Consider the following 15,189-nt stretch of genomic DNA (forward strand, 5'->3'; position numbering starts at 1 on the left):
GGGTTGGTGACCGGCGCTGTGCGTCGTTCACCGTGCGTCAGAACTCTAGCAAACCACCCGCGGCGATCCCCAAACCGGGGTCCTCACTTTCACCGTTCCCTGTCCTGGCCAGGCAGGATGGGGGAATGACCGCCGACGTGCCCTCTCAGACCGCCCCCATCGACCCTGCCGCGGAGGTCGTCGAGATCTGCCGGAACCTCATCCGGATCGACACCACCAACACGGGCGACGACCGGGGCCCGGGGGAGCGCAAGGCCGCCGAGTACGTCGCGGAGCTGCTCGCCGAGGTCGGGCTCGAGTCCACCATCGTCGAGGTGACGCCCGGCCGTACGAACGTGATCGCCCGCTGGGAGGGCACCGATCTCTCGTTGCCGCCACTGCTCGTCCACGGCCACCTCGACGTCGTGCCGGCACAGGCGGGCGACTGGTCGTACGACCCGTTCGGGGGAGAGATCGTCGACGGCTATCTGTACGGGCGTGGCGCGGTCGACATGAAGGACTTCGACGCGATGGTCCTGTCGGTCGTCCGGGCCCGTCGACGCGCCGGGCTCGCCCCGCGTCGGACGCTCGTGCTCGCGTTCACCGCCGACGAGGAGGCCGGGTCGATCCACGGCGCCCACAAGATCGTCGACCACCACCGGGATCTCGTCGCCGACTGCACGGAGGCGATCGGCGAGGTCGGCGGGTTCTCGACCGACATCGGCGGCAAGCGGCTCTATCTGCTCGAGTCGGGCGAGAAGGGGCTGGCCTGGATGCGCCTGTCGGCCCAGGGAACCGCAGGTCACGGCTCGATGGTGCGCGACAACAACGCCGTCACGGCCATCGCGCGTGCGGTCGTTGCGATCGGCGACCACGAGTGGCCGTACGAGCCCGGGCCGTCGATGCAGATCCTCCTCGACAAGGTCCGTGAGCTCACCGGCGCCGCGGGCGCGTCGACCGAGGAACTGCTCGCCGAGTTCGGGCTCACCGCACGGATGATCCGCGCAGGGATGCGCAACATCTCCAACCCGACCATGCTCGACGCCGGCTACAAGGTGAATGTGATCCCTGGCGAGGCGCACGCGCACGTCGATGGGCGCTTCCTGCCAGGCCAGCAGGACGCGTTCCTCGCCGAGGTGCGCGGGTTGGCCGGCGACGCGGTGACGGTGGACCCGCTGACGCTGCAGCCAGCCCTGGAGTACCCGTTCAGCGGCGACCTCGTCGATGCCATGACGGTCTCGCTGCACGCCGAGGATCCCGAGGCCCACATCGCCCCGTACCTGATGTCGGGTGGGACCGACGCCAAGGCCTGGGACCGCCTCGGCATCCGCTCGTACGGGTTCACGCCTCTGCGGCTCCCTGCAGATCTGGACTTCACGGCGCTGTTCCACGGTGTCGACGAGCGGGTCCCGACTGATGCGCTCGAGTTCGGCGCGCGGGTGTTCCACCGGCTGCTCGACCTGGCGTAGGGGGCTCGATAGGCCTCGCGGCTCGCGCGGGCTACAGCGTGCTGCGGACGCGGATGATGCGCCTGCGCAGGATCACCCGGCGCCGTCCGTCGGGGAACAACCGCAGCCGGTCGATCTCCCAGCCATGATGCTCGGCCGCGTCCGTGAGCAGCCGCCGCACCGCCTGGCGCGACTCCGTACGCGGCAACCAGAACCGCTGGAACTCGTACTCGGACAACACAGCCTCCGTTATCCCGCCTCCGCCGACACGTCGTCGAGTGCTTCGGCGATCTCGGTGGGGAGCACGACCTCCTCGACCGAGAGCGCTGCCTTCAATTGTGCCGCTGTCCGGGGCCCGATGAGGGCACTCGCCACACCTGGGCGATCTCGGACCCACGCGAGCGCGACCTCGATCGGGCTCAGCTGGAGTCCCTCGGCGGCGCGGCACACCGCCTCGACCACCTGCCGCGAGTCCGGGTCGAGGTACGGCTCGACGAACCCGGACAGATGGTCGGAGGCCGCCCGCGAGTCCGCGGGGATCCCGTAGCGGTACTTGCCGGTCAGGACGCCACGCCCCAGTGCCGACCACGCAAGCACGCCGAACCCCAGCTCCTCCGCCGCGGGAACGACGTCGCGCTCGGGCTGGCGTGCGAGAAGGGAGTACTCGACCTCCGTCGCGATCATCGGCGCACCGAGGTCGCGCATCGCCTGCCGCGTGTGCGCGTACGCCGTCTGCCAGCCGGTGTAGTTGGAGACGCCGACATAGCGGGTACGGCCGGTGGTGACCGCGTGCTCCAGCGCGGCGAGCGTCTCGTCCACGGGCACCCGCGGATCCCACCCCTGCACCAGCCACAGGTCAAGGTGGTCCGTGCGCAGGCGCGCGAGCGAGTCGTCCAGCGTGGCGAGCATCGCGCCGCGTGACGTGCCGGGCCGTCCGTGCGGGACACCCGAGCCGGCCTTGGACACCACGACCACGTCGTCGCGCCGCAGCTCGGCGACCAGTGCGCCGATGAGCTCCTCGCTGGCACCCGCCCCGTACGAGGCCGCCGTGTCGATCAGCGTGCCACCGGCGTCGAGGTACGTCCGCAAGATGTCGGCGGCCTCGTGCTCGTCGGTGTCGCGCCCCCAGGAGGCCGTGCCGAGCCCTACGCGGGAGACGGACAGGCCGCTGCGTCCGACGAACCGTTCCTGCATGTCACTCCTCGGTCAAGGCCCCTGTCAGCCTTGTCGGAAGGCTAGTCGAGACGGGCGCACCGGCCACGCTAGGCTCGCCCTGCGCATCGCGGTCCCGATCGATCAGGAGCAGGTCATGAAGCTGGGAGTCAACGTCGGGTACGTCGCCGGCCCGGACGTCGCCGAACGGGTGGAGACGGCGGTGTATGCCGAGACGCTGGGCTACTCGTCGGCGTGGGCGGCGGAGGCGTACGGGTCCGACGTGCCGACCCTTCTGTCGTGGATCGGCGCCAAGACGTCGACCCTCGAGCTCGGCACCGCGATCCTGCAGATCCCCGCTCGTACGCCCGCGATGACGGCGATGACGGCCGCCACGCTCGACCGTCTCTCCGAGGGACGCGTGCGCCTCGGGCTGGGCGTCTCTGGGCCCCAGGTGTCTGAGGGCTGGCACGGCGTGAAGTTCGACAAGCCGCTGGCGCGCACGCGTGAGTACGTCGAGATCGTGCGCACGATCCTCGCCCGCGAGGAGCCGCTGAACTACGCCGGCGAGCACTTCACGCTGCCGCTGCCCGACGGCCCGGGCAAGCCGCTCAAGATCATGCTCCACCCGTACCGCACCGACATCCCGATCTACCTCGCCGCGGTCGGCCCCAAGAACCTCGAGCTCGCCGGTGAGATCGCCGACGGCTGGCTCGCCATCTTCTTCAACCCCGAGCAGGCCTCCGTGTCGACCGACCACCTCCGCATCGGGCGCGAGAAGGTCGGCAAGACGATGGAGGGCTTCGACGTCGTCCCGACCGTGCCGGTCGTGATCGGCGACGACCTGGAGGAGTGCGCCCAGATGGTGCGCGCCTACACGGCGCTGTACGTCGGCGGCATGGGCAGCCGCAAGCAGAACTTCTACAACGCGCTCGCCCGCCGGATGGGCTTCGAGGACGCCGCCCAGAAGATCCAGGACCTCTACCTCGACAGGAAGCAGGGCGAGGCCGCTGCGGCGGTGCCGTTCGAGCTCGTCGACCAGACGGCCCTCATCGGACCCAAGGAGCGCATCGCCGAGCGCCTCCACTCGTACGCCGATGCCGGTGTCACGACGCTGGCGATCTCTACCTTCGGCTCCACGCACGACGAGCGCGCCCACGTGCTCCGTACGGTCGCTGACGCTCTCGAGACCTCGGGCCTCGGCGAGTGAACGACCTGCTCCAAGCGCTCGTCCTCGGCCTTCTCCAGGGCCTCACCGAGTTCCTCCCGATCTCGTCATCGGGCCACCTCGCGATCTTCCCCAAGTTCTTCGGCTGGGAGGATCCTGGCGCGGCCTTCACCGCGGTCGTCCAGATCGGAACGGAGATCGCGGTCGTCCTCTACTTCTGGCGCGACATCTGGAACATCGCCGGAGGCTGGCTGCGAGGTCTGTTCAACAGCGACGCCCGCGACACGCTCGAGTGGCGGATGGGCTGGTTCGTGATCGTCGGCTCCCTGCCGATCGTCATCCTCGGCATCACGCTCAAAGACGTCATCGAGAACGACTTCCGCAACCTCTGGGTGATCGCGACGATGCTCATCGTCATGGGCGTCGTGCTCGGCATCTGCGACAAGCTGGGTCGCCAGGACCGCACGATCGAGCAGCTGACCGGCAAGCACGCGGTGCTCTTCGGATTCGCTCAGGCGATGGCGTTGATCCCGGGCGTCTCGAGGTCCGGCGCGACGATCAGCATGGGCCGCGCCCTCGGCTACGACCGTGCCGCCGCGACGCGCTACGCGTTCCTGCTCGCGATCCCGGCGGTCGTCGGAGCGGGCCTGTTCCAGCTGCCGGAGATCCCCGGCGGCGACAACGCGTACGGCGTGGGCCCGACGATCCTCGCGACGGTCGTCTCGTTCGTGGTCGGCATCTCGGTGATCCACTGGCTCCTGCAGTACGTCAGCAAGCACTCCTACACGCCGTTCGTGATCTACCGGATCGGGCTCGGTGGCCTCGTGCTGGCGCTGCTCGCGACGGGCGTGATCACGGCCGGGACGTCGGTCGGATAGTCATCGTGCGTCGGCACCCAGGCTCTGGGTGCCGACGACCTTGACCAGCTGCAGCAGATCGGCGTCGCGTGAGCCTGGCGCAGCGGAGTAGACGATCACCGTCTGGTCCGTCTCGGGGAGCTCCAACGCGTCGCAATCGAGCGTGACCGCGCCGACGGTCGGGTGCGTGATGGTCTTGCGGTGGCTGCGCCACACCTGTGACGGAGCGTCATCCCACAGCCGGGCGAACTCGGTGCTGTGCGCGCGGAGCTCGGCCACGAGCCGGCGCAGGTCGGGATCGTCGGGATACTTCGCCGAGGCCGCGCGCAGGCTGGTCACCGACTGGGCCGCGGTCCGTTGCGCCTCCTCCTCTGGGACCGAGACACGGCCCGGTTCCCCAGAGAACCGCTGGCGCACGATGTTGCGCTGCGTCAGCGGCTGCACGGAGAAGTCGCCGAGCAGGGCCGCCGCGAGCGGGTTCCAGGCGAGCACGTCTCCCTTGGCGCTCAGCACGACAGCGGGCTGGTCCTCGAGGCGCTCGAGCAGCCGGAGGATGCTCGCACGGACCAGCATCGGTACGTGTCCGTCGCGCGGCGAAGGAGCGCCGGCCAGGTCGAACATCTCCCGGCGCTCGTCGTCGCTCATCCGCAATGCCCGTGCGAGGGAGGCGAGGACCGATGGTGACGGGTGCGCGCCGCGCCCCTGCTCGATCCGCGTCACGTAGTCGACGCTGACACCCGCCAGGATCGCGACCTCCTCGCGGCGCAGGCCCGCCACCCGGCGACGTGGCCCCGCGGGCATGCCGACATCGGCGGGGGAGACCCTGCGGCGTGCGCGGACAAGCAGGCGGCCGAGCTCATGACGATCCACGTCCTCACCATGGCACGCAGCGGGGAGCGTCACCACGGCACAGCCTGGTACGACCCGTACCAGGACGAAGTGATCCTGGTACGAGGCCGCGGCGGCGACCAGGCTCGTGGCATGACAACGACAGCGACAACCACCACCACCGCCCTGGTCACCGGGGCGAACAAGGGGATCGGGCTCGAGACCGTGCGCCGTCTCGCTGGACTCGGATGGACGGTCTGGCTCGGCTCGCGTGACGCGGAGCTCGGGAGGAAGGCCGCGGAGCCGCTCCAGAGCGAGGGCCTCGACGTCCGCCCGGTCGTGATCGACGTGACCGACGACGCCTCGGTGGCCACGGCCGTCGCGACCGTCGAGGACGCGGGAACCGGCCTCGACGTGCTCGTCAACAACGCCGGGATCGGCGGTTCGTGGGCCGGTCCGGCGGACACGGTGCCCGCAGACTTCATCCCCGTCTTCGGCGTGAACGTCCTCGGCCCCGTCCGGGTCACGCACGCCTTCCTTCCGATGCTGCGAGCCTCCGAGCACCCCCGCGTCGTGAACGTGTCGAGCGGTGTGGGCTCCTTCGCCGTCACGTCGGACCCGAGCCGGCTTGAGTCCACGCTCGTCGGGCTCGTCTACCCGTCGTCCAAGGCCGCCCTCAACCTGATCACGACCATGTACGCCAAGGCGCTCCCGGAGTTCCGTGTCAACGCCGTCGACCCCGGCTACACCGCGACCGACCTCAATGGCCACAGGGGCACTCAGACCGTCGAGGAAGGCGCGGCCGCGAGCGTACGGGCGGCCATGGTCGACCCGCAGGGCCCGACAGGGGCGTTCTTCGGCCGCGACGGCTTCGTCCCATGGTGAGGGGTCACCGCCGGTAGGCCTCCGACTGCCGGCGCATGATCTCGCGCATCCTCGTCCCACGAGGCACGCCGTAGACGGTCCCGGGGAAGTCGAGCGTCTCCTGCACCGCCCAGAGCTTGTCGTGCCGATCGGGTGAGAACAGCTCCGCCGGACGCCCGGCGGCGATCCACCCGATCGGTACGACGGTGCCGGGCGCCAGGTCGGAGTTCACGACCCCGGAAGCAGCGAGGCGCCGGTCGCGAGGAACACCTCATCCTCGACCGTTGTCCCGTTCAGGTGTGTGTGCGGGCCCACGAGGACGGCGTCGCCGATGGTCGCCGGATGATCGGCGCGACCGCGGACGAGCGCGTTCTCCATCACCACCACGTCTGCCCCGATCACGATCGGGCCCAGGTCGCCATTGAGCACGGCGCCGTGGAGGACCCGCGATCCGGGGCCGACAGTGACGTCACCGGTGACGACCGCGCTGGACGCGACGGAAGCATCAGGATCGATTCGTGCCATCCGACGACGCTACAGCCATCCGGAGCGTTTGAAGGCGCGCCACAGCAAGGCCACCATCGCGACCATCGCGAGCAGCGTGAGCGGGTAGCCGAACCGCCAGTCCAGCTCGGGCATGTCGCGGAAGTTCATCCCGTAGACCCCCGCGATGAGGGTCGGTGCCGCGATCATCGCGGCGTACGCAGCGAGCTTGCGCATGTCGTCGTTCTGCTGGACGGAGATCTGCGTCGCGCGCGCTTGCATCACGTTGTCCAGCAGTCCGTCGAGCGACTCCATCGTTCCGCGTGCATGAGCGAGGTGGTCGGCGACGTCGCGGAAGTACGGGAGCATCCCCTTCGGCACCGAGATCGTCGCCCGCCGCCTCAGGACTTCCTGCAGCGGCGCGTGGATCGGCACGACCGAACGGCGGAACTCGAGCAGCTCGCGCTTGAGGAGATAGATCTGGGTGGTGTCCGCGCCCGACACGTCGTCGGAGAACACCGCGGCCTCCACGTCCTCGACATCGGCGGACAGCGACTCCGCGATCACCTCGTACTCATCCACGACGGCGTCGATGACGTGGTACGCCGCAGCGATCGCCCCGTACTGGGCGAGCGCCTGCTCCTTCTCCGCGCGCGCACGGACGCCCTCGAGCTTGGGCCAGTCGCCGTGGCGGACGACGATGACGTACCGGTCCCCGAGGAAGAGCGAGATCTCGCTCGCCTCGACACGCTTGCTCGCCTGGACGTAGCGCAGCGCGCGCAGGACGAGGAACGCCGATTCGGGGTACACGTCGACCTTGGGGCGCTGGTGCGCTGTGACGGCGTCCTCGACCGCGAGCGGGTGCAGCCCGAAGACCTTCTGGAGCTGGCCGAACTCCTCGTACGTCGGATCCTGCATGAACAGCCACACGAAGTCAGCGGGACCTGTGCGTGCCGCCATCGCGTCGGCGAGGTCGTCGATCTGGAGGCCGGCGGGGAGCGAGGTGCCGTCGTGGTAGGCGGCGCAGTCCAAGATCACGCCTTCATTGTTGCCCCTCGCACGGCTCGCGGCCGGACTACGCTCGGGGCGTGCCGACCTTGATCCTCGTCCGTCACGGGCGGACCGATGCCAACGCCCAGGGCATTCTCGCGGGCCGGACGCGCGGCATCGGCCTGGACCCGACCGGCCGCACTCAGGCCGCACGCGTCGCCGAGCGCCTCGCGGCGGTGCCCCTCTCGCTCATCGTGAGCAGCCCGCTGATGCGCACGATGCAGACGGCGCGCACGATCGCCGAGGCACAGCCCGACACGGTCCCCGTACGCCGCGACGCGGGGCTCGTGGAGTGCGACTACGGCAGGTGGACCGGGCGGGCGATCACCGACCTCGCAAAGCAGCCGTTGTGGGCGAGCGTCCAGCAGCAACCGAGCGCCGTGGTCTTTCCAGGTGGCGAGGCGATGACGACGATGGCGGCACGCGCGGTCGAGACGGCCCGGCGCATCGACCGGCGGGTGGCGCGGCGCCACGGCGGCCGGGCGGTGTGGGTCGCAGTCAGCCACGGCGACGTGATCAAGGCCATCGTCGCCGACGCCCTCGGCACCCACCTCGACCTCTTCCAACGGATCGCCGTGAGCCCCGGGTCGGTCAGCGCGATCACGTACGGGACGCAGCGACCGACCGTCCACCACGTCAACGACCTCGGCTCGGATCTCAGCGGCCTCGTACCCCCGGCGGGCGACTCGAAGGCGGCCACCGGCGACGCTCCGGTCGGTGGTGGCGCGTGAGCGGGGACAGGAGTCGCCGCGCTCCGAGGCCCTGTCTAGGCTCGGTGTCATGCTGATCCACAGGTACGAACGCCCGCGTCGATTCGTCGCCGGCACGGTCGGGGTTCCTGGCGACCGGACGTTCTTCCTGCAGGCTAGCGACGGCGGCCGCGTCACGTCGGTCGGCCTGGAGAAGCAGCAGGTCGAGGTGCTCGCCGAACGCCTGGAGGCGCTCCTGGTGGAGGTGGAGGCGGCAGCCGGCGGAGGGCTTGGGCGAGCGGTCGACCTGGACCCCCTCGAGCAGCCGATCGAGGAGGAGTTCCGCGTGGGCGCGATGACCTTGGCGTGGGAGCCCGACACCGGCGAGGTCGTCGTCGAGGCGTTCGCGATGACCGACGACGACGAGAGCGAGGCCAGTGACGTGCTCGTCGTGACGATGCCGCCAGCGGTCGCGCTCGAGTTCGCCGAGCGTGCCCGCAGCGTGGTCGCGGCCGGACGGCCCACGTGCCCGTTCTGCGGGGGAGTGGTCGAGGCCGACGGCCATCTCTGCCCGCGCGCCAACGGCTTCCGCCGGGTCGCCCGTGACTGAGTTCGCAGCGTCGCGACGCTACGCGGCAGGCCACGGTGTCTCGGAACTGCTCGGCCGAGGCACGCTCGAGGTCACGGGCCGGCTCGTCGAGGCCTCCAACGGCACCTTCTACGGGCAGGTGTCCGACGGCTCGCGCTCGCTCGCGTGCGTCTACAAGCCCGTACGGGGGGAGCGGCCGCTGTGGGACTTCCCCGACGGCACACTCGCCGGTCGTGAGCGCGCCGCCTACCTCGTCTCCGAAGCCGCCGGCTGGCATGTCGTCCCACCGACGGTGATCGCCGACGGTCCGTTCGGACCGGGCATGGTGCAGTTGTGGGTCGACATCGACCCAGCGCTCGCCCAGATCGCCGTCGTGCCCGCCGGAGACGATCCGGAGGGCTGGTTCTCCGTGGTGGACGCGGTCGACGCTCGCGACCGCGAGGTGACGCTGCTGCACCGCGACACCCCACCGCTGCGGACGATCGCGCTGTTCGACGCGGTCGTCAACAACGCGGACCGCAAGGGCGGACACCTGCTGCCGGTCGACGAGACGGTGCTGGGCTGCGACCACGGGCTGACCTTCCACGTCGAGGACAAGCTCCGTACGGTGCTGTGGGGCTGGGCGGGTGAGGCGTTGGACGACGACGATCGCCAGCGGCTCGAGTCGCTGTCCGAGAAGGTCACGTCGGGACCGCTGCGCGCCGCCCTCTCCGACCTGATCAGCGCCGATGAGATCGCTGCCCTCTCCGAGCGGCTGGACCTCCTGCTCACGACCGGCCGCATGCCCACGCCGGGCGACCGCTGGCCGACGATCCCGTGGCCGCCGGTGTAGGGACCGCCTTATACCCTCGTGGCATGCGCGCCTGGACGTCCCCCGAAGTCCCCGACCTCTCCGAGCTCGGCCTCGGCCCCGGATCGGCTGTCCAGGTCCACGACACCGCGAGCGGCTCCCCGGTGCTCGTCGACCCGCAGGGCCGTGCCCGCATGTACGTGTGCGGCATCACCCCGTACGACGCCACTCATCTCGGCCACGCCGCGACCTACCTGACGTTCGACCTCCTGCAGCGCGCCTGGCGCGACCGCGGTCTCGAGGTCGTCTACACCCAGAACATCACCGACGTCGACGACCCGCTGCTGGAGCGCGCGACGGCGACCGGCATCGAGTGGACCGACCTCGCCGAGCGCGAGATCGAGCTCTTCCGCGAGGACATGTCCGCGCTGCGGATCCTCGCCCCGGACCACTACATCGGAGCCGTCGAGTCGATCGACCTGGCGATCGCGCTGATCGAGCGCCTGCGCGACCGCGGTGTGACATACGAGGTCGAGGGCGACGTCTACTTCTCCGTGCACGCCGATGCCAGCTTCGGCGAGGTCTCCGGCTATGACAGCGAGACCATGTTGCGGCTGTTCAGCGAGCGTGGGGGAGACCCGGACCGGCCCGGCAAGCGCGATCCGCTCGACTGCCTCCTGTGGCAGGCGGAGCGTCCGGGCGAGCCCTCATGGGAGAGCCCGTTCGGGCGCGGACGTCCCGGATGGCACGTGGAGTGCTCGTCGATCGCGCTCGAGACGCTGGGGCACGATTTCGACGTCCAGGGCGGCGGGACCGACCTGATCTTCCCGCACCACGAGATGTCGGCTTCTGAGGCGCAGGTCGCCACCGAGCAGCGGTTCGCGCGGGCGTACGTCCACCAGGCGATGGTGGCGTACGCCGGCGAGAAGATGTCCAAGTCGCTCGGCAACCTCGTGCTCGTGTCGCGCCTGCGCGCCGACGGCCATGACCCGATGGCGATCCGGCTCGCGGTGCTCGGGCACCACTACCGCACGGGCTGGGAGTGGGCGGACAGCGAGATCGTGGACGCCGCCAAGCGTCTCGGTCGGTGGCGCGAGGCCTTCGCTACGGGCGGGTCCGAGGCTGCTCCGGTCGTCAGCGCGATCCGTGACGCCCTGGCCCACGATCTCGATGCGCCGCGGGCGATCGCGGCCGTCGACGCGTGGGTCGATGCTGCGCTCGCGGTGGCTGGCGACGGCGTCCCGGGGGCAGGCCGTACGGTCGGCGCGGCCGTCGATGCGCTGCTCGGCGTCGTCTGACCTACACCTCCGCAACGCGTCCGCTCCTCGGCATAGAGTGAAGGGGTGAGCGAGCAGACCGAGTTCCCCACCGTTGTCGACCCGTGGTTCGTCGTCGCGTTCGAGGGTTGGAACGATGCTGCGGACGCCGCCAGCTCCGTGATCGACCACCTGGTGGAGTGGTGGGACGCCGACCTCATCGCGGAGATCGACCCGGACGACTACTACGACTTCCAGGTCAACCGCCCGCAGATCGGGACTGACGACGACGGGCACCGGACGATCACCTGGCCCACGACCCGCGTGTACGTGGCGCGGCCGGTGGGCTCCGACCGCGACGTGGTGCTCGTGCGTGGCGTCGAGCCGAACATGCGCTGGATCTCGTTCTGCGACGAGCTCGTCGCCATCGCCGACCGGCTGGCGAGCCATGCGGTCGTCACGCTCGGCGCGCTGCTCGCCGACACACCGCACACGCGGCCGGTGCCGGTGACGGGGACCACCAACGACCCCGAGCTCGACGCCCGCCTGAGCCTCGACGACTCCTCGTACGAGGGGCCCACCGGCATCAACGGCGTCTTTACGCTGGCCTGCGTCGCGGCGGAGCTTCCGACGGTCTCGCTGTGGGCCGCCGTCCCGCACTACGTGGCGCAGCCCCCGAGTCCCAAGGCGACGCTGGCGCTGCTGGGCTATCTCGAGGACGTGCTCGAGATCAGCCTGCCGATCGGTGACCTACGCGAGATGGCGCGGGCGTGGGAGCGCGGTGTCGAAGACCTCGCGAGCTCCGACGCCGACATCGCCGCGTACGTGGAGTCGCTCGAGGAGGCGCGCGACACCTCCGAGCTGCCCGAGGCCTCGGGCGACGCGATCGCGCGCGAGTTCGAGCGCTACCTCAAGCGGCGCTCGCGCGACACCGACTCCTAGCCCTGCAGTCTTTTCACCCACCCTTCGAGCCGAAGAGAGCCGATGACGACCAACGTCGACACCCGCCGTACGACCCTGCCCGACGCCGTCCTGTGGGACCTCGACGGGACGATCGTCGACACCGAGCCCGTGTGGCTCGAGGCGGAGTTCGCACTCGCTGCCCGCCACGGCGCGTCGTGGTCCGAAGAGGACGGACTCGCCCTCGTCGGCAGCGACCTGCTCGAGGCCGCGCGCGAGATCCGGCGTCGGATGGACCTCGTGCTGCGCCCCGAGGAGATCGTCGACGCACTCGTGAGCGAGGTCGCCTCGTACATGCGCGACGGCGACATCGCCTGGCGTCCAGGTGCTCGGGAGATGATCGCCGCGCTCACCGAGGCGGGAGTCCCGCAGGCGCTGGTCACGATGTCGTACACCGCCGTCGCAGAGCCGCTGGTCGCGCGGTTCACCGGCAGCACATTCAGTGCCGTGGTCACCGGGGACACGGTCTCGCGCGGCAAGCCGCACCCCGAGCCTTACCTCGCCGCCGCGGCGGCACTGGGGGTCGACCCGTCGCGATGCGTGGCGATCGAGGACTCCAACACAGGCACCCGCTCGGCGTCGGCCGCGGGCTGTCATGTGCTCGTGGTCCCCAACCTCGTCCCGGTCGATGCGGGGGAGCGACGCACGCACGTCGCGACCCTCGACGGCCTCACGCCGTACGACCTCGGACTGCTCCTGACCGGCTCGGACCCGCGAGGACGATAGCGTCGGGGCGTGACAACTCTCACGGTGGTGTGCACGTACGTCGCGCTGATCGGTGCGGGCATCATGTCCGGCGTCTACGTCGCCTTCTCCGTGATGGTGATGCCCTCGCTCGAGCGACGACCTCCGACCGAGTCCGTCGGCTTCATGCAGGAGACCAACCGCTTCGCCGTACGCCCGGCTTTCCAGCTCGCGTTCTCCGGTACGGCGGTGGTCGCGCTCGTGGTCGCGCTGGTGGCGTTCCTCGGCGACGGTGACGGCCGGTGGTGGGCGCTCGGTGGGTCCGCCGCCTACCTCGCCTCGATCGCCCTCACCGCGGCGTTCCACATCCCGCGCAACAACGCGCTCGATGCGGTGGACGCCTCCACGCCGCCGGCCGCGGCCACAGCATGGGCGTCGTTCTCGCCGCCGTGGACGCGTGGCAACCACGTGCGGGCGCTGATGTGCATCGCCTCGGTCACGGCCTACGCTGCCGCGCTCCGCTCCGGCTGACCCTCCGTCGCGCCGACCGGGCGCTCGTCCATGGCACGCCACTCCGGGCGCAAGCCGGTGAGGCTCGTCGTCAGCGCGTAGGCGATCCCGCTCACGAGAAGGACGGGAGCGAGCCCGACGGCCGTCACCGCCACCCCGGCGAGCACACCACCGAGGGGCATCCCCGCCCAGGCCGCCGCGTCGGTCAGCGAACCGACCCGCCCGTAAAGGTGCGGAGGAACGCGCTCGAAGAAGACCGCGCTGAGGATCGGGTTGAGGAAGCCCGAGCCCAGGCCTGCGACGACGAAGACGACGAGGATCGCGGGCATCGGCACGTCGAGCAGGAGCACCAGGAAGCGCGGTGCCCCCGCGACGAGGAAACCGAGGAAGAAGACCGGGCGGCGCCTCATCCGGTGGGCGAGCGCGGAGGCGAGCAGGCTGCCGACGACCGCGCCCGCGCTCATGACAGTCAGGATGAGGCCCATCGCCGGAGCACCGTGGCCCGAGTCGTGCGCCCAGACCGGGAGGAGGACGGCCGTGAACGCGATGTCGAGCAGGTTGGTGATCGCGACCATGACGACCACCGCCAGGAGGAGGGGGTCGCGACGGAGGAAGGCGGCTCCCTCGGCGAGGCGTCGCAGGTACGGCGCCGCCTCGTTCTCGCCATCCTCGGTCGTTCGGGCCGTCGACGGCGCGGGGCCGCCCATGCCACGAGGGAGCGCGAAGCCCACGACGAGGGAGCCGAGAACGAAGCAGACCGCGTTGACCGCGACGCCCGCGATCGGACCTGCGAGAGCGATGAGGCCCGCCCCAGCCGCAGGGCCGAGCGTCGAGGCCAGGCGTTCGATGGTCCCGGACAGTCCGGTGGCCCGTACGAGCGGGATGTCCGCACGCTCGGCGGCCTCGGGAACCATGACCTCCTTGGCGAGGTCGCCCGGGCCGCGAGCCGCACCGACGACGGCGACCAGGGCGAGGAACGCCTCGAGAGGCAGGGCGTCGAGGGCGTACAGGACGGGGATCGTGGCTGCTGCGGCTGCGCTGACGAGATCGGTCGACCAGGAGACCACGCGCCCACCAACGCGGTCGATCCACGGCCCGGCCAGTGCCTTGACCAGGACGTACGGGGCGAGCTCGAAGAACGCGACGAGCCCGGTCGCGGTCGCGCTCCCGGTGGTGGCCAGGACGAACCACGGGAACGCGATCGCGGAGACGCGCGTACCGGTGTGGGCGACCGCCATCGCGACGAGCAGACCGGCGAGCGGCCTCGTACGACTCATGGCGTGTCGTCCTCGGGGCCGCGCTCGAGCTGGGGGAGCACCTGCACCACGACGGCGACCCGCTCGGCGCCTTCGGGATGCCTGCCACCGGGGACGTCGTACCGGTACTCCCTCACGAGCGCGTGCACCCGCGCATCCAGCGTCCGTGCTTCGTCAGGAGTCAGACGGAGCAGGTAGTCGCTCAGGTCCATCGCCTTGCGCCACGGCTCGGGCATGGTCGCACGTTCGTTGACCGTCTGCTGGAGCAGCATCGAGTAGCTCGCGGCGATCGAGTGGAGATAGGTGTCGACGTCGTCGGGAGAGACGTCGTCCATGTCCTCCTCGTCCAGGACACTCATGCGGTGCTCCGCGCGCCACCACCGATCGCGCGCGTTGCCTCGCGCCGTGTCTTCCGCGACCAGGCCCGCGCCGGCGAGCTGGCGGAGGTGATAGCTCGCGGCGCCCGACGTGACGCCCAGTCGCTGGCCGAGGAGCGTCGCCGTCGACGGGCCGTGACGGCGCAGGGCGCCGAGGAGCTGGACACGGAGCGGGTGCGCCAGCGCCTTGAGGGCCGCAGTGTCGAGGACGACCTGGTGCGGTTCGGTGGCCATGGAGATCACCGTACG

Annotated in this window: 19 protein-coding genes; 11 read left to right on the top strand and 8 right to left on the bottom strand. The window is 70.5% G+C overall.

Features of this window, described 5'->3' with window-relative positions; all coding sequences use genetic code 11:
• Positions 1-125: 125 nt before the first annotated feature.
• Positions 126-1,448, top strand: a complete 1,323-nt coding sequence (locus ACFSDF_RS19220; RefSeq protein ID WP_377158741.1) for a M20/M25/M40 family metallo-hydrolase — start codon at positions 126-128, stop codon at positions 1,446-1,448.
• Positions 1,449-1,479: 31 nt separating this feature from the next.
• Here the strand turns inward: ACFSDF_RS19220 and ACFSDF_RS19225 are convergent, their stop codons facing one another.
• Together ACFSDF_RS19225 and ACFSDF_RS19230 are read right to left on the bottom strand one after the other, a co-directional pair.
• On the bottom strand, positions 1,480-1,665 hold the full coding sequence (locus tag ACFSDF_RS19225) for a DUF5703 family protein (RefSeq protein WP_167002825.1): 186 nt from the start codon (positions 1,663-1,665) through the stop codon (positions 1,480-1,482).
• Positions 1,666-1,676: 11 nt separating this feature from the next.
• The gene (locus tag ACFSDF_RS19230) at positions 1,677-2,621 is read right to left on the bottom strand and encodes an aldo/keto reductase (protein ID WP_167250910.1); all 945 of its coding nucleotides are present in this window, start codon (positions 2,619-2,621) and stop codon (positions 1,677-1,679) included.
• Between the two features lie 115 nt (positions 2,622-2,736).
• Here ACFSDF_RS19230 and ACFSDF_RS19235 point away from each other — a divergent pair, with 115 nt between their 5' ends.
• Positions 2,737-3,789: an LLM class F420-dependent oxidoreductase gene (locus tag ACFSDF_RS19235; protein WP_377158744.1), complete on the top strand. Its 1,053-nt coding sequence runs from the start codon at positions 2,737-2,739 to the stop codon at positions 3,787-3,789.
• Positions 3,786-4,625 carry an undecaprenyl-diphosphate phosphatase gene (locus ACFSDF_RS19240; protein WP_167250914.1) on the top strand — a complete coding sequence of 280 codons (840 nt, stop codon included), beginning with the start codon at positions 3,786-3,788 and terminating at the stop codon, positions 4,623-4,625. Before ACFSDF_RS19235 ends, ACFSDF_RS19240 begins: the two co-directional genes overlap by 4 nt.
• Here ACFSDF_RS19240 and ACFSDF_RS19245 read toward each other — a convergent pair whose 3' ends face one another.
• Positions 4,626-5,474 (bottom strand): helix-turn-helix transcriptional regulator, encoded by an 849-nt coding sequence (locus tag ACFSDF_RS19245; RefSeq protein ID WP_377158746.1) that lies wholly within the window; start codon positions 5,472-5,474, stop codon positions 4,626-4,628.
• Here ACFSDF_RS19245 and ACFSDF_RS19250 point away from each other — a divergent pair.
• On the top strand, positions 5,463-6,317 hold the full coding sequence (locus ACFSDF_RS19250) for an SDR family oxidoreductase (RefSeq protein ID WP_243842936.1): 855 nt from the start codon (positions 5,463-5,465) through the stop codon (positions 6,315-6,317). The two genes, ACFSDF_RS19245 and ACFSDF_RS19250, sit on opposite strands and share 12 nt — an antisense overlap.
• Positions 6,318-6,321: 4 nt before the next feature.
• On the opposite strand, the gene ACFSDF_RS19255 is transcribed toward ACFSDF_RS19250, so the two are convergent.
• From ACFSDF_RS19255 to ACFSDF_RS19265, 3 genes are read right to left on the bottom strand one after another with little or no spacing between them, the layout of a single operon-like run.
• Complete coding sequence (locus ACFSDF_RS19255) at positions 6,322-6,528, bottom strand: hypothetical protein (protein WP_243842935.1); 207 nt, start codon at positions 6,526-6,528, stop codon at positions 6,322-6,324.
• A complete protein-coding gene (locus ACFSDF_RS19260; RefSeq protein WP_243842934.1) occupies positions 6,525-6,821 on the bottom strand; it encodes a gamma carbonic anhydrase family protein in 297 nt (98 codons plus the stop codon). Before ACFSDF_RS19260 ends, ACFSDF_RS19255 begins: the two co-directional genes overlap by 4 nt.
• 9 nt (positions 6,822-6,830) lie before the next feature.
• On the bottom strand, positions 6,831-7,817 hold the full coding sequence (locus tag ACFSDF_RS19265) for a magnesium and cobalt transport protein CorA (RefSeq protein ID WP_377158749.1): 987 nt from the start codon (positions 7,815-7,817) through the stop codon (positions 6,831-6,833).
• Positions 7,818-7,867: 50 nt separating this feature from the next.
• Here ACFSDF_RS19265 and ACFSDF_RS19270 point away from each other — a divergent pair, with 50 nt between their 5' ends.
• Genes ACFSDF_RS19270 through ACFSDF_RS19300 form a run of 7 tightly spaced genes read left to right on the top strand, consistent with a single transcriptional unit; the run spans position 7,868 to position 13,328 of the window.
• Positions 7,868-8,560 carry an MSMEG_4193 family putative phosphomutase gene (locus ACFSDF_RS19270; RefSeq protein ID WP_182397085.1) on the top strand — a complete coding sequence of 231 codons (693 nt, stop codon included), beginning with the start codon at positions 7,868-7,870 and terminating at the stop codon, positions 8,558-8,560.
• 49 nt (positions 8,561-8,609) lie between these two features.
• Positions 8,610-9,128 (top strand): DUF3090 family protein, encoded by a 519-nt coding sequence (locus ACFSDF_RS19275; protein WP_167002811.1) that lies wholly within the window; start codon positions 8,610-8,612, stop codon positions 9,126-9,128.
• On the top strand, positions 9,121-9,939 hold the full coding sequence (locus ACFSDF_RS19280) for an SCO1664 family protein (RefSeq protein WP_167002809.1): 819 nt from the start codon (positions 9,121-9,123) through the stop codon (positions 9,937-9,939). The genes ACFSDF_RS19275 and ACFSDF_RS19280 overlap by 8 nt, the downstream gene beginning before the upstream one ends.
• Positions 9,940-9,962: 23 nt before the next feature.
• Complete coding sequence (gene mshC / locus ACFSDF_RS19285) at positions 9,963-11,195, top strand: cysteine--1-D-myo-inosityl 2-amino-2-deoxy-alpha-D-glucopyranoside ligase (RefSeq protein ID WP_167002807.1); 1,233 nt, start codon at positions 9,963-9,965, stop codon at positions 11,193-11,195.
• A 45-nt stretch (positions 11,196-11,240) separates the two neighbouring features.
• The gene (locus tag ACFSDF_RS19290; RefSeq protein WP_167002805.1) at positions 11,241-12,095 is read left to right on the top strand and encodes a PAC2 family protein; all 855 of its coding nucleotides are present in this window, start codon (positions 11,241-11,243) and stop codon (positions 12,093-12,095) included.
• Between the two features lie 42 nt (positions 12,096-12,137).
• Positions 12,138-12,839 carry an HAD family hydrolase gene (locus tag ACFSDF_RS19295; RefSeq protein ID WP_167002803.1) on the top strand — a complete coding sequence of 234 codons (702 nt, stop codon included), beginning with the start codon at positions 12,138-12,140 and terminating at the stop codon, positions 12,837-12,839.
• 9 nt (positions 12,840-12,848) lie between these two features.
• Positions 12,849-13,328, top strand: coding sequence for an anthrone oxygenase family protein (locus ACFSDF_RS19300; RefSeq protein ID WP_167002801.1), 480 nt, complete (start codon positions 12,849-12,851; stop codon positions 13,326-13,328).
• Here the strand turns inward: ACFSDF_RS19300 and ACFSDF_RS19305 are convergent.
• Both ACFSDF_RS19305 and ACFSDF_RS19310 read right to left on the bottom strand, forming a co-directional pair.
• A complete protein-coding gene (locus tag ACFSDF_RS19305; RefSeq protein ID WP_167002799.1) occupies positions 13,301-14,584 on the bottom strand; it encodes an MFS transporter in 1,284 nt (427 codons plus the stop codon). The genes ACFSDF_RS19300 and ACFSDF_RS19305 overlap by 28 nt on opposite strands.
• Positions 14,581-15,174, bottom strand: coding sequence for a winged helix-turn-helix domain-containing protein (locus ACFSDF_RS19310; protein WP_167250922.1), 594 nt, complete (start codon positions 15,172-15,174; stop codon positions 14,581-14,583). The genes ACFSDF_RS19305 and ACFSDF_RS19310 overlap by 4 nt, the downstream gene beginning before the upstream one ends.
• Positions 15,175-15,189 lie beyond the last annotated feature (15 nt).

The organism is Mumia zhuanghuii (assembly GCF_042681565.1).
In the GTDB taxonomy this organism is placed as follows: Bacteria; Actinomycetota; Actinomycetes; order Propionibacteriales; family Nocardioidaceae; genus Mumia.

Bases quoted from the DNA above. Each gene is read 5' to 3' on its own strand.
- ACFSDF_RS19310 (WP_167250922.1), bottom strand. From the start codon at position 15,174: ATGGCCACCGAACCGCACCAGGTCGTCCTCGACACTGCGGCCCTCAAG.
- ACFSDF_RS19275 (WP_167002811.1), top strand. From the start codon at position 8,610: ATGCTGATCCACAGGTACGAACGCCCGCGTCGATTCGTCGCCGGCACG.
- mshC (WP_167002807.1), top strand. From the start codon at position 9,963: ATGCGCGCCTGGACGTCCCCCGAAGTCCCCGACCTCTCCGAGCTCGGC.
- ACFSDF_RS19250 (WP_243842936.1), top strand. From the start codon at position 5,463: ATGACGATCCACGTCCTCACCATGGCACGCAGCGGGGAGCGTCACCAC.
- ACFSDF_RS19305 (WP_167002799.1), bottom strand. From the start codon at position 14,584: ATGAGTCGTACGAGGCCGCTCGCCGGTCTGCTCGTCGCGATGGCGGTC.
- ACFSDF_RS19230 (WP_167250910.1), bottom strand. From the start codon at position 2,621: ATGCAGGAACGGTTCGTCGGACGCAGCGGCCTGTCCGTCTCCCGCGTA.
- ACFSDF_RS19295 (WP_167002803.1), top strand. From the start codon at position 12,138: ATGACGACCAACGTCGACACCCGCCGTACGACCCTGCCCGACGCCGTC.
- ACFSDF_RS19260 (WP_243842934.1), bottom strand. From the start codon at position 6,821: ATGGCACGAATCGATCCTGATGCTTCCGTCGCGTCCAGCGCGGTCGTC.
- ACFSDF_RS19235 (WP_377158744.1), top strand. From the start codon at position 2,737: ATGAAGCTGGGAGTCAACGTCGGGTACGTCGCCGGCCCGGACGTCGCC.
- ACFSDF_RS19220 (WP_377158741.1), top strand. From the start codon at position 126: ATGACCGCCGACGTGCCCTCTCAGACCGCCCCCATCGACCCTGCCGCG.